Below are 13,839 nucleotides of genomic sequence, written 5' to 3' on the forward strand. Positions count from 1 at the left end.
TTGCAATGTGTAATATCCGGCAGTAGTTGCGGCAAGTAAGGTAAGCCCCCCCCACAGTATTTCTATCTTTAGAGAATTAGTTTAATTACCAATTAGAATGATTTTTTCAATTTCTGATGTTGCTAAAAAATAAACTTTTTGACTCATGTCATAACATAAGAATCCAGCGCTAAAACTTCTTAGTACATGAGTATTAATTAATGTACTCTGATCTTTCTGTAAGATTGCAGAAAGGTCAGAGTAGATAGAAGTTTAGGGTGACTCAGAAAAAATCAATTCACAGCAGAGGGTTGACTGAGGTATCTTAGTTCCTTTAGAAACTGAAGCCTAGCGCAACCGTTCCCAAAGGAAGAAATATCTAAATATTGATGGCTATTAAATACTACAACACTCTTTATCCTTTTGTTTACGGGGTTCATTATTAGAGTCGTTGGCTAAACTTGGAGTAAAAAACAAGTTGGTATTTGTTGACAGTAGTTCACTTTGTTGAGCTAAATTGAGGTAATTTGGTAAAAAGTCTTTGTGTTCTTTCTTTAACTCGGCAAATACATTGTCATATCCATCTGCATAAACTTTAATCACTTGTGCGAAAGAGTCAGGATAGTATTCTTGTATTGTTTTAAGAGCTGTATAAGCCCGGGCCTCGCTAAGAAAGCGAGTATATCTATCCAATCTTAAATAACGAGGTTCTTGTTTTAAATCAAGCAATAGTCCAGTGATTATTATTTTAACCGCATCTTCATTATTGATCTTTTCATCTTTTATATATAATCCCTTTGTCCAAGTCATTTCACACGCAAAATGAAAAAAATCCAAGGGGGTTTGGCCTGTATGGGGAGTGCCGTGATATTGAAGACTGGGATCATCGTTAATAAGATTTCTAAATATGGTTGGGCCTGTGCAAAATATAGTCCAATTTAAAATAAAGTCGGAGGTAGATAAGCCGTAATGCTCATTCAACTGAGAATAATTATATCTTGTAATATTGCGGTATTGCTTTAATTCTTCTTCTCCAAAAAGCTTATCTGGAGAAGTCTTATAATTTTCTACAATTTGTGTTCTAACTCTTTCAATAAAAGGATGATGTTGAGTAGCCATAATAAAATCATTATTTTGATTATTTTTTATTTGATCATATTTAAATGCGGCTTCTAAATCATCTTGCCCTTCCTCATTGTCAGACTCGAAGGGACATATAATACCGGTAACATCACTTACTTTATGCTTTTTTTGCAAAGGATGCGTGTTCCAATTAACAAATTTTACCGGGCCGTTATTAAGGAACAGCCCAGTTGGAGAAATAACATCGATAATTCTTGCTGGATCATCAAGAGATAAGACGTCGGTATCCATATACACGCCTCCCCATCTCCTTAACAATTCCACACGAAATGAATCTGTAGAAGCAGCGTAATTTCCACGAAGTAATTCTAATTTATACATGGGTTCAACTTCTCCCATATAACCATCTAATACAGCGCAATCCATTAGATGGATTTGATTCTGAATGCAAGTCTCTCTTAAATGCTCTAATTCCTCTTCAGTATAGCAATAAAAATTGACCCATAGGATTACATTGTAACTCTCATATAGTCTTTTAAAACGTGTAATGGTTTCCAGATGATCTGTATTTCGCAAGGGGTTAACTTGATAAATAAAATGAGCACGGTTAGGAATTAAATTATTATTATGTTCATGACCGTTCGATGGCATTACTTGAACGCCTGTTTGATGCAGATTGAGTAATTCAGGTAAATCGGACAAAATTTCTTGTTTATTCTCTACTTGTAGTAGTCGAAAAGGATCAGGTCCGAAGGGGGTATGGGAATTAATATCAGGCTTTTGTGTAAGTTTAATGGATTTCATAATTACTCCGCGTGTTGGTTTGAACCAGCATCTTATAAAAACCAAATTAATTGGGGATGAACGGGCAATGAAATTTTTAGATTAGAGGAGTTCTACTTTGGAATGCTGCTGAGCTTTCAGTAAAGTATCGATGAATGAGCTGTTAGGGGTTGTGAATGAGTTGAATTGCCAGCTTACTCCGACCTTATTTAGAGAACCTATTGATTTTAAATTGTTAGTTATTTAATTTTGGTGTCCATTAGGAATACATAATTCCCAATGATGCCAGGCAAAGAGTTACCAAAGGTTATTGAAAAGTCTCAAGAAGAGATAGAAGAAATCATTAACTTGGTTCAATCATTGAATCTTCCTGAAGAAATAAATCCCTTTATGATTGGTTGCATTAACCTTGCCTCATGGATACCTAAAGCGTTAATCGAGCACAAAATAACGATATCGAACTTAAAGCGGCTTCTTTATATTCTATACTTATTGATAAAAGCTGATCTTTTATTATTAAAGGAAACTGATTCTAAAGGGTGGTGATCATGCTAAATTCAGAACAACTAATTGCGCTCCGAGATCTAATGGATTCAATTGGTTTAAGCACGCATTATGAAGGTATGGTCGAATTGATAGGCAAAGATCCCGTCCTTGCCTCACCTCATAAAGTAGGAGAAGCCGTTTCAATCGCATTACTGTTAGCAGCTGTAGCTAACAGTGTGATTTGGAAACATCGTACAAATATTGATAACAATTTAAAAATAGATATTCATGATGCTATTCACTATCTTCACCCAGTCCATTTTGTTTGGCAGTCTGGCTATAACATGGATCTAGGCGCAGACAAGGTTCAGATTAATTTTAATTATAAAACCAAAGCCGGGCGTTCAGTTTGGATACAGTGCGGCCCGCCTTACCCGAAATTACAAGATGGATACTTGAATTTTTTTAATTGTGGAAATAATAGGGCCGCTATTGGCAAGGTAATTGAACAGTGGGATGCTTTCGAGCTTGAGGAAAAATTAGCAGAATTAGGATTGCCCTGTTGTGTTGTGAGAACAAAAGATGAATGGCGAAATCATCCACAAGGAAAATTGCTGTTAAATACACCCGTTATAGAAATTGAGAAAATTTCAGAGGGTGCTCCATCTGGACTTAAAAAAGAAGAGTCGCTCGATTATCCTCTAGAGGGAGTCAATGTACTTGATATGACTCATGTTTTAGCAGGTCCTCGATCGGCCATGAGTTTGGCAGAATTTGGAGCAAATGTTTTGTATGTCGCTTCCCCTACACATCTTGATCCAAAAACCATTAATTTGGGTGTTAATCATGGTAAAAAATCAACCTTTTTGGATTTAGAAGATGCAGGTGATTTGAATATTCTGCAAAAGCTTTTAACCCAAACAGATGTCTTTACTTATTCTTATCGTCCGAGTGTCGCGCAACGTTTAAGCCTGGAACCCAAAAATATTTGTGGTTTAAACCCTAAAGGGATGATTTATCTTTCCATTAATGCTTTTGGGCACGAAGGCCCTTGGAAATTACGTCCCGGTTTTGATCAGAATGCTCAGATGGTTACAGGTTTTTCAGTAATAGAAGGGGGGGCATTAGAGACACCCAAACCGTCCCCTGTCTATTATATTAATGATTTACTGTCCGCATACTTTGCCTCAGCCGGCGTCATGACTGCGTTGCATCGCCGTGCAACCGAAGGTGGAAGTTATCATGTAAAAATATCTTTAGCCCGGAGTTGCATGTGGGTACAGGATTTGGGCTTAATTTTGCCTGAAGATTACTTGCAGATGCCTAAAAAGGATATTTATCCGAAACGTTTTAGTACGGATCCAGCTGAATACACTTATTTACCCAAATTTATAACAGAAAGCTCTCCTTATGGGGATTTGGTAAGACTGGCACCGGCGGTGGAGTTTAGTAACATGAGAAAAATCAAAAAACTGAATGTTGTACCTTTTGGTTCCTGTAAACCAGAGTTTTAACCATCCTGTTGCATTAAAATGAGGAAATTTCAGCCTGGAAACATTAGGCCACCTCTTAAAATCATCGAGGCTATAGGCTAAACAACAGAGCGGTCTTTAATCACTCACGTTTACCGCAACCACAGTGAATACTACCGTTATGTGCTTTTCTTCATTGATATTAGAATTATGAATATGAGATATCGCCAGATTTCATTGGTCGTTTACTATTCTCTGTGTTTAAATGTCGTGCAATTCTTGCTTGCCAAAAACTTTATAAAGTTGTCTAAAAAAGGAAGAAGTATTTATTTTTAAAAATCTTTATTTTGGAGTTTTCATGAGATTTAAATATGAAGAATACATTAGAGCATTTTCAGCCTTTGATGATAGTTATACAGAAAAAGCAAAACCTACACTTTTTGATGCGAAGAAAATCTATGAAAATACAAATAACTACTTAGATTCTATAGCAAATACATGCAGTACAGACAACGATCTAAATAAGATTGTGCAAACAATCCGTCAATTAAACACACTATGTTGCGCAATCTTATGCCGTGGCTTGAAAGGTCAGTTCAGTTTTGACGCCAACATTACAATGGAAACTGCCCTTGCTAAACTTCAGTTTTCTACAGATTTTGCGCAAGATGTACTAAAAAGGCCTTATAGTTTTTTAGATACAATCGTTGCATATGAGAAATCAATTGCAGAAATGAAACTGAACTCACAGTCTATTAGCCTACATAAAAGCCTAAGTGATGGAGACCGTCTACTATTGAGCAGTCAAAACATCGATACTCCTTTCTCAGGCCAAAGATTTGGCGGAGGAAATTATACTGCATGGACCAATTATGACTCTATGACAAAAAGAACAAATAATTCTCTGTTTTTTAGCGGTGGCTTAGCGCATTTACAGGATCAATCCTCACCATTAATTGAAGAGGAAAAAATTGCTAAAGCTTTAATGCAATTTCGTCAGAATGTACTGATAACACAGAATTATTTTGGTATAGAAGTACCAGAAAATTATCGGCAGGAAGAAAATCCTTATGATGATATTGAAGAGGATTTTGCTGGCGCATATGGCAAGCGAGTCGCTGTCTTGTGAAAGATTTAGTCCATGAATGGACTAAATCGACTCGCCAACGCGACCAGTATTTTGGCCTCGACCGCCCTGTGTTCGGCACGTTGCGCTGAACGCGCAAACGTACGCCTACCACAATGGCTCAACGGTAGCAGATAGTTTTTCTTAACATTCCTGCGGGCTGATTAATAAAATCGCGACCTATCTCGGACTTCAGGCCTCGGTCTTCGACCTTCATGGCTTGCAACGTATGTAAGTTATTAACATTTACTTTCATTGTGTAAGTAAGTTGGGCAGTTAACCTAAGGAAAAATAGCTAAAATATCTCCTCATCTGCCCTTCGAGCATCTCCTCCCCGCTCGCAGAGAGAAGGGACTAGGGGGCGGGTCACTATCATTAAGTTAAGCACTATACCCTTGCCTACGTCCCGCGACTCGTTCCTGAGAGAGCCTCACAAAAAATAGAGAAGAGATAAGAGCCTGACCTCTTACAAAAGACCGTTATAATTTATGTCGTATCAGAATGGGGAGTGACTTCCAACCCTTTTAAGCCCTATCATTAAACCTAGCATTCAACGGTTTCTGAGATTTCAGTTTATAACTCCAAATAGGAATAACTCATGAAAATACCTCTCTTCTTTACATCACGATTTTTTATCTGCTCCATAGCTATAGGAATTTCTTGTTTTTTCATGCGCAAAGACTATTTCTATTTTTGTTATCATAGTTACTTTATGGGCACCCCTTCAGAGGTACCTTATCATTGGAGTCTTGTTTGTAATATTGATGCGCTAGTTAAAATTATTATCAATTTTGCTCTTGTTTATATTGGCTCTGTAATATTAAGCCGCTTGTTGTCAAAATTTTTTCATGTCCCGAAGAATTCACCTACTCTAACAATAGGTTCTATCCTATTTACTATAGCGCTCATTATAGGAACAGGTTTTGTATTTTCCCCATTGGGGGTTACCGTATAAGAGCCGCTTTGTTGCCTAAGCCCTTGCATTGAGAAGGTCAGTCTACCTTTTGGCCTGTTGGTTTCGCACTGATTTTTGCCGGTCTAAGGTTGTTGGTGATACGAGAGACAGATCGATCAACTCGTCGCTGAAGCATAATTTCAACCATTAGAGTTTCATTTGGATGAAGAATTTTGTTAATGTCGGCGAGCGAGGAATGAAAATCAAGTTGCCTGTAAAAGGCAAGGGCTTGGTTGCTTTCTTCAGGGTGGGCCTTAATACGAAACCCCAGATTACCTTGCATTTTGGGTGTATTAATTCCAGCTTCCATGATGTCGTAGTCAAGAAAATAAGTCAGTTTTCCTCGAGCCTTTTGGTTTTGCTGGCGGTCTGCGAAGAAACCTTTAGGAAGCGCATTCTCGCTGTATTTGGGGCCGGCGGTTAGATAAAGATCATAATCGTCAAGATGATTGCCCCGGTCATCAATAAGTCGAAATATAATCATTGAGTAGCGGTTAGTGATGAATTCGCGTTTGTAAACAAGTGTTCTCACAAGTTCTGTCTGCTCATTTTTCTGGGTTTCTTTTGTAAGATTATCTAACTCTTTTGCCAATTTATTATAGGCGTCACGACTTTTTACTTGGAGGCATCGTAGGACCCATAGAGCCGTGGGATGGGTAGCGGCATTATCCATAGTAATACTGCGAATGATTCCCATTTTTTTACCGGAATGTGAACAGCCAGGCAGAATCCCAAAGGCCATTGGCTGTGACCTGGTCATCTTAGCTACAACGAGGCTTTCACCGTTACTTCCCTCCTGATGTAACTTTAATAGGCTGTAATTCATATTTGCAGCAGTTGCTCGTACAACGCCATCAGAACCGGCTTCTCCCGTGTAGGAGTTAACCGCATCATAAAGTTGGCGATCAATTTTCTGGCCTGTAAGTACAAAGGAATAGATGCCCTGAGCAGTACAATCGTAATCAAGCCAGCTTTCATTAAGTTGCCAGCTCATCTCGCTCCCGAGCTCAAGCCAATCAAGTATCTGCTGTCCGGGTTCAATACCCTCAAAAAAACTTTTTATACGACTTAGCCGGGATTTACCAAGCTGTGCAAGCGCCGAACCATGGTTGGCAGGAGCTAGCATGATAAGATGACTCAAGGGGCATTTCGCAAGATTATTCTTAAAGTATAAATCCATCCATTTACGAACAACGGGACCGCCAGTAGAGTGCGTGATGCAAGCAAAGCGCTCTCCCTTTCGTAGTTTCTCAGTAATTTCATCACGAACTGCATGATTAAAGGCGCGTGCTATATCGTCGATTGTTAGTGTATCGTCAAAGCTAATATAGTGCCCAAGATAGATATTGCCCACTTGAATATCCATTTTTCCTGCTTTGCTCTGACTTTCAAGCCATTGAGGAAGCTCTCCATAAGTATTGGTATGTGTAACACTCCAGCCATGGACGAAGATAACGATCATAATTATTGAGGTGACAGGCGGTATTATTGAATAAATCGATGATATTGGATTATTTTACAAGAAGATAGTTTCCCCAAATTAAAAATTTGCAATAGCCACTTCACAAACAGATTCTAAGTGTTGTTGCTCGCAAAACTTAACCTAGTCTTAGCAAGGCATTCCTGAGCGGCATCCCCCAATACATACTTTCATAGGAGGTTAAGGGCCTCTTCACCCTGGTTTTATAGACTGAAGATAGTTAATTACTTACTAAGTTTCCTGGTCTCTGACAGGGAATTGAATAGGAAGTGAATATTATGAACTTTAAGTCAAAGGTCGCCGCTTATTCTTACACTATCTCGTTGTTAAATAAGATCAAACAACAAAATAACTCTGCAGATTTGCTGATTCAAAATTGTATCGAGAACATTAGGCTGGATAAAAAAGCATTATTCGCAGCTTATACCGATTCAAACGACCGAGCAAAACATGGCGCTTGAATTAGCTGATAGTGTTCTATCTAGCCCGTAGCCTGGATGTAGCGAAGCGCTGAGAGATCCTGACATTTTTTAATCAAAGTATCATTTAGATACCTATATGGACATTAATAAGTTACTTTGACTTATATTTGTGTCATTCCCGCGTAGGCGGGAAACTATTTCTCAAAGTGGTTCCTCACTTTGTTTGCACGATGGTTTCCCGCCTACGCGGGAATGACACACAAAAGAACAGGAAGAACTTATATGGCACATGCTTTCTGTTTAAAAAAATGCCAGGATTCCTCAGAGCGAAGCGCTTCGCTGCATCCAGGCTACATTTTAGGTATTTTGAAGACCTGTAGACATAATCGGTTGATAACTTCTATCCAGAGCCACTACCTTAGAGCGACAATCAAAAAGGGTCTTTACCAACTTATGTTCGGATAATTTGGGCGTTGCTTTAACATAATCATGCTGTAATAGCGCCATAACCATCTCTACCTTCGCTGGCACCCTATGCTCTTCAAGTTCTTTTTCCAATAATTTGACACAGGCAGAGGCACTTTCGCCACTTGCGATGCCATCATCAAGAAGAATGATTTTTTTACCTGTTAAGGCCTTAATTTTTTCAGTGGGTAACTCAACAGCATCAGGATCACCATAACCTTTGCTAAATTGTTCTAACTGAACGGCCTCTTCTGGCATTTTGTACCCTCCTTTTTTACGAATAACATAAAGAGGAAGTTGCAAATGGTTTGCCACCTGAGCTGCAATTGGAATACCACGAACCTCGGGTGAGGCGATGATCAGGTCCCCCCAAATCAAATTATTTTTCTCTACATAGCGAGCGACTTTCAGGCTTAATTGCTTCACCATATGCGTATTAAGACCAGCATTTTGATGCAAACTCAGGACATCAAAGAATTTATTACCCTTATAGTCATGAGAAGACATATGACGCATCGCTTCGTCTCTCCGTAAATGCCAGCTGACATGATAACGTTCAGGACTAACAGGAACATTCTCATCAGCTGATTGTCTCTCAACAGGTTCAGTAACTTTTTTAACCTTGAATTCGATCGCTTCAATCCGATTAAAAAAATGTGTTTTAAAGAAATGAGTATAGGCTTGGCCTACACAACGTCTTGCCCCAGCAGAATGATAAAGGCCTGCTTGTTTTAGATTTAAATAGACAATAGATCCCGAAGGCAATTGGCTTCCATCATCTAGAGTAATCGCTTCCTCTAAGACTCTTGTACGGATAGGGAAAAGATAGCCTTGCTTAACCCCTTGCTCGTAGACTCTAGCGCGAACCGAATCATCACGAAGGTCGGCATTTTCTTTGACAGCAACAGATAAGGCCTCATACATAACATTCTCGAGAAAGTCTGGCTCAAAGATCAAATCAAAGACGCAATCAGCTACAATTTCAGCAATTTTTTCCTTCTTTAAACCAAGACTTTCTTGCTCGTTTATCTCTAATAAAGCCCCTTCAAAACGCCTTACCATTGAATCAGGCATGGCCTTATTGATAAAGGACATAATGGTTATCTTTGCCTCTTCTAATTCGTTATTTACCGGATAATGGTATAACCAGGACGATAATCCAGTTGGGTCTAAACTTTTATAATAGTTTGAGTAAAAACAGAGTTTCATTGCGGCCAGCAATTTAGTACGGTTCTGCTGATAGCTTTCTAGTGATACTGCTTGCCCAAACAGATATTCCGCCCAAAATCCACAGAAAAAATCGTCAAAGGTTGTATCCAGATCAAAGGTTTTTTGCGCAAAAAAAGTCTTATCTAAATGGATATCAATTAAGCGCTCTATGCGTGCACGATCGTTTTTTAGGGATTGGCCAAAGGCATTGTGAATTAACTTCCATATATTCACCTGCCCATGTTGCCCTTGATAGGAGCTACTATCGCCCTGATCAGTGGCAACAAAATCATATTTTAACTTTGCTGCAGTCGAGAAATGGCGGTAGACATGGCCTAAGTGGCTTCTTCCTTCCAATACCTTCTTAACCTCCTTTGGTGTTTCAAGATAAACCACTTTTTTGTTCAATAAAGAAAAGGAAAAATTTTGTGTTTGATAACTCTTTTGAAGCTCTCTAATCGAACTATATTCAATCCCTGTTTTCCACCATTGCGAGAATAGGGATGTTAGCCAAATTTGCTTTACGCCACTATCGTGGTTTGTTGTTTTTTGAGCAGGTGTAGGCTCTTTATCTAATACCTTGTGTACGGCCTCATTGCGTTGTAATCCAGAATAAAGATAAAGACTGGTACTATGAATGGAATCTTCTGTACTGACTGTCAGGGCGTTCTTCCCTAGATCCTGTTTTATTCGATCCAGTAAGGGCTTAGTAGTTGTTTGATAAAAATGGAGGCGTCGGGTAATGGCTTCTTGATTATCATCGGAGCGGGATTCTGAACGCTCTTGCATCCGCTCTTTAAGAATTGTTTCATCGACGTCCAGATGAATTAAACCATTAGGTTTACCCCAGGCGCTTATAAAATCCTCATATTGGGTATCGGTTCGGGGATAACCATCGAGTAAAACAATAGTGTCCACTTCTGTTATTTTTTGCAATTCTTCAGCCAAGATTCGCTTAATGACCTCATCGGGTAATAAATGCCCCTGGCTTATACTTTCTTTGTATTCCTTAGTAATTGGATGCTCTGGGTTTGCTAAACATTGGCGAACAACCTCACCTAAGGAGAGATGTTTAAATTTTTCATTCATCGCCATCAAGGCTAAACCCTGAGTACTTTTTCCACTACCTGGAGCACCAGCCAACAATATAATTTTCATATCAACCTCTATTAATTAATTCTGGTAAGATGATATGCATTTTTTATAATTTTTAGTTCCCGTAATGATTACGGGATAAAGTCTTTGCTGAGAATAATCCATGCAGATAAAAATTGATTTGAGCCATAGAATTTATCGCTGCCAAAATGGCATCAGGCTTGTAAACCCCACAGAAGCGACACTTCTCCCAGATAATAATTATGGGCAGGCGACCCCTCATACAGTCTCCAGCGTTTTAGCCCTGCCCTTTAATTTTTTTTTCCTGAATACACAGGGGCAAACTGAGTTGATGAATGACGAATGTGCTTTAATTTGTGGTTTTCAATCTGCAGCGGATTCGATTGGAAAATCGCTCTATGACGTTTCTGAAAAAGAAAGCGCAAAAGATTTAATTGATAATTGTACTGAAGTTATCAAGTCGAAAACGGTTGGGATTTTTGAGGAAGAAAATCTACGTAATGATGGAACAAGCCTTGAATTTCTTACCATAAAATGCCCTTGGTATGATGAGAGAGCTCAAGTAATTGGTGTTTTTGGTTGCTCGATAGTTCTCGGTAAACACAAACTGGCAAGCTCATTGTCTGCAGTCATTCAGCTTGGTTTATTTGATTCTGAGCAATTACCCATGAAAGGCACTAATAACCTTAATATCAATAAAAATTATTTGTCTAAGCGCGAAATGGATTGCTTACAATTAACAATAAAAGGCTATACCGCTAAACGCATCGGTCGTGAGCTTGGTATTTCACATCGCACCGTCGAAGAATATCTAGTTAACCTGCGCATGAAAATGGGCGCCTCTTCTAAGGCAGAGCTTATCGAAATGACAATCGATCAGTTTATTAGCTAAGGCATTTCATCAATGCCTATACTTGAGTTTGATATGAAGTAACTTCTCACTACGTCATAGGTCACGTCCCCCACCTCTTATCTAAGGAAAACCTTGATTAGGCTGGAGTGAAAGAATCTTGATTCTCTAGAACCTTTTGATCTTCTGGAACCGCATCTTGAGTTTTTCTGTCAGGGGTTGTTGATAAGAATCCTAGGGTTGAGAGCAGCGTAGCAGCTGATGGGCTTGTAGATGGCTCATAAGAGGGGGTTGAGCTTGCTGCTATAGAAGAGGAAGCTGAGCTTGTTGGCTCAAAAGAGATGTCTGAGCTTGAACTTGCCGCTGTAGAAGATGAGGCATGATGAGCGCGTTCCAAAGTAGTGTTGTCAGTTATTGTAGCAAGTGAACTGTTCGTTTGTGCACGCACGAATTTCCATTCCGATACTACGTTAAGCTGTCTCTCGTATTCTTCGCTGCGACGATCTAGAGTATTTAAAACAAATTCTCCTAAACGCTGTAGGCGTTCAGCCAAATTCCTTGCGTAGACTGACTCGTTACCTTCTGTGCGGGCAATCTTTTGCAGACTAGATAATAAATGGGCAACCTGCGCATCAGTACTGCGTACACGATCGATTTGTGAAGAAGGGTGGTCTTGCAAAAACACACTCAATGCTCGCTCTGCAACTAAGAGCTCTTCTCTTGAGTTTGCTTTTAAATGAGCGATTTGTAAGCATTGAAACGCAGTTTTAAGCGAGACTTGATTATTAAAGACTACGGAGCCTTTCATTGCTAAAGAAGCCAACCGCAGCATTTGGGTTGACGAAGCATAGTTCAGGTTTGCTCTGATGGTAAGAAGATCTTTTTCTCTGTTTCCGGGAATAATATAGAAACCATCAACCTCTTTTAAGAGTCGAGTTAACTCCTGAGTTTGGGCGATAAGTTTGGTACTTCTGGCAATTGTTTGAGCATATAGCTTCCTTTGTTCAAGGCTTTGTGCTACGTCGAGATTTTTGGACATCTCATGCTTAGATAGAGACACTAGGCCTGCGTCGGCATAAGATTGAAGAGCCTCTTCCACACCGTCTAAATGTTGTTTCTTATCATCAAAATAAGTTATAGCAACAGGGCCATGCTCCATAAGTAACTCACCGATTGCGTGCTGCATCATCAGGGCCTTATTGTCTGTAACTTTGCTGCCTTTGGCTGTAATTTCTCTTGTTGGATCTTGTTTTTGAACAACCGCATATTTAGATTTATCTTCAGGATTGTTTAGTATTTGGTGTAATGCATCTAAATCCACTATCTTAGTTTCCCTTGTATCTCTGTCGACTATAGCAAAGGAATAATCTTTATAAGTTTTAGACTCGTAGACAGGGGTTTCGATGCGTGCTCGTGCAATAGAGCTAGCCAAACCCCATTGAGCGTCGTGGTGGTAGTAATCAAAGAGGTCTTTGCCATTTGAGTTATGCTCGGCCCGATCTAAGGGGCCATTTTCTTCTACCTGTCGCATTAATGGGCGATAGAGCTCGTCGTAAGCTGAGCCGATTGGCTTCAATTGGCCATTTTCATCAAGGTAACCTGGATCTGCGGAAGTAATTACTTTAAGGACGTTAAATCCCTGCCTTTCCATTTCTGCGATTATTCTGTGGCGAGTTACGCGTTGCCTGTAATGGGGGATATCGCCCAAATCCATGTTAGTAAAAAAACACACATCTGTGATGCCTTGTGCTTTTAAGCTATCTAGTAGGGCTTGGTTAAGATGCTCACCTCGGTACAACAATGTTTCGTCAACGTCTAAAAGCATAATATGTTTCATGATTCACCTCATTTCAAGTAATTGAGCAAATTATGAATGCTTAGGCTTTTGTTAATATTAATTTTCCTCAGAGAAAACTGATAGTCGTGATGAAATTTTTAAATGCAATCAGGTTGATGTTTAAAACTGGCAATAGGGGAGTGTCCCGGCGTAACTGCCATTAAGTTAACGTCAGTTTGGGATATTTACATCCGTTCGCGCTGAGGTCTGTGCGCTAACTCACGCCTCGAAGCGTCACAGAGTGCAAGGCTTCGAGACGGCCTAAAGGCCTCCTCAGCCCGAACGGTTTGAGGTAACATCCTTATTTTTCCGCAATGGCCCCTTATTCTATGCAAATAACTCGCCCACACATTTCAACAAAAATTAACGCTCTCATTCTGGCTTTGTTAGTACAGATTTGTATAGCCGGTTTAATTTTCATCGGCGGACTTTTAGATCCTTTGCTTGGTCTTTGGATTGCAGGCATCTACTTCTTTCTCGTTGGCATATATTTGCTTTATTATTTTTTCCTAAATAAATGTAATAGGTCAGCAAGTTAAGTCATTTTTTTAAATGAAACCTTGATTGCTTGTAATG

9 protein-coding genes are annotated in these 13,839 nt (G+C 39.4%); 5 read left to right on the forward strand and 4 right to left on the reverse strand.

Translation table 11 applies throughout. The features are described from left to right. Positions 1-375: 375 nt before the first annotated feature. Entirely contained in the window at positions 376-1,866 is a 1,491-nt protein-coding gene (locus tag BN1094_RS03305) for a TcdA/TcdB catalytic glycosyltransferase domain-containing protein (RefSeq protein ID WP_043872944.1), read from the reverse strand. A gap of 258 nt (positions 1,867-2,124) precedes the next feature. Here BN1094_RS03305 and BN1094_RS03310 point away from each other — a divergent pair, with 258 nt between their 5' ends. From BN1094_RS03310 to BN1094_RS03320, 3 genes are all read left to right on the forward strand, one after another. After that, complete coding sequence (locus BN1094_RS03310) at positions 2,125-2,391, forward strand: hypothetical protein (RefSeq protein WP_245614156.1); 267 nt, start codon at positions 2,125-2,127, stop codon at positions 2,389-2,391. 2 nt (positions 2,392-2,393) lie between these two features. Continuing rightward, a complete protein-coding gene (locus BN1094_RS03315; protein ID WP_043872945.1) occupies positions 2,394-3,845 on the forward strand; it encodes a CoA transferase in 1,452 nt (483 codons plus the stop codon). 316 nt (positions 3,846-4,161) lie between these two features. Further along, positions 4,162-4,932: a hypothetical protein gene (locus tag BN1094_RS03320; protein WP_043872946.1), complete on the forward strand. Its 771-nt coding sequence runs from the start codon at positions 4,162-4,164 to the stop codon at positions 4,930-4,932. 989 nt (positions 4,933-5,921) lie between these two features. Here the strand turns inward: BN1094_RS03320 and plaB are convergent. Beyond that, positions 5,922-7,346, reverse strand: coding sequence for a phospholipase PlaB (gene plaB, locus BN1094_RS03330; RefSeq protein ID WP_043872948.1), 1,425 nt, complete (start codon positions 7,344-7,346; stop codon positions 5,922-5,924). Positions 7,347-7,642: 296 nt separating this feature from the next. Here plaB and BN1094_RS03335 point away from each other — a divergent pair, with 296 nt between their 5' ends. Next, positions 7,643-7,825 carry a hypothetical protein gene (locus BN1094_RS03335; RefSeq protein ID WP_043872949.1) on the forward strand — a complete coding sequence of 61 codons (183 nt, stop codon included), beginning with the start codon at positions 7,643-7,645 and terminating at the stop codon, positions 7,823-7,825. Between the two features lie 318 nt (positions 7,826-8,143). Here BN1094_RS03335 and BN1094_RS03340 read toward each other — a convergent pair whose 3' ends face one another. Further along, positions 8,144-10,618, reverse strand: coding sequence for a nucleoside monophosphate kinase (locus BN1094_RS03340; RefSeq protein WP_043872950.1), 2,475 nt, complete (start codon positions 10,616-10,618; stop codon positions 8,144-8,146). Between the two features lie 100 nt (positions 10,619-10,718). Here BN1094_RS03340 and BN1094_RS03345 point away from each other — a divergent pair, with 100 nt between their 5' ends. Continuing rightward, the gene (locus BN1094_RS03345) at positions 10,719-11,468 is read left to right on the forward strand and encodes a LuxR C-terminal-related transcriptional regulator (protein ID WP_043872951.1); all 750 of its coding nucleotides are present in this window, start codon (positions 10,719-10,721) and stop codon (positions 11,466-11,468) included. Positions 11,469-11,565: 97 nt separating this feature from the next. On the opposite strand, the gene BN1094_RS03350 is transcribed toward BN1094_RS03345, so the two are convergent. Continuing rightward, on the reverse strand, positions 11,566-13,263 hold the full coding sequence (locus BN1094_RS03350) for a hypothetical protein (protein ID WP_043872952.1): 1,698 nt from the start codon (positions 13,261-13,263) through the stop codon (positions 11,566-11,568). Positions 13,264-13,839: the final 576 nt, after the last annotated feature.

This window comes from Legionella massiliensis (assembly GCF_000756815.1).
Taxonomy (GTDB): Bacteria; Pseudomonadota; Gammaproteobacteria; order Legionellales; family Legionellaceae; genus Tatlockia; species Tatlockia massiliensis.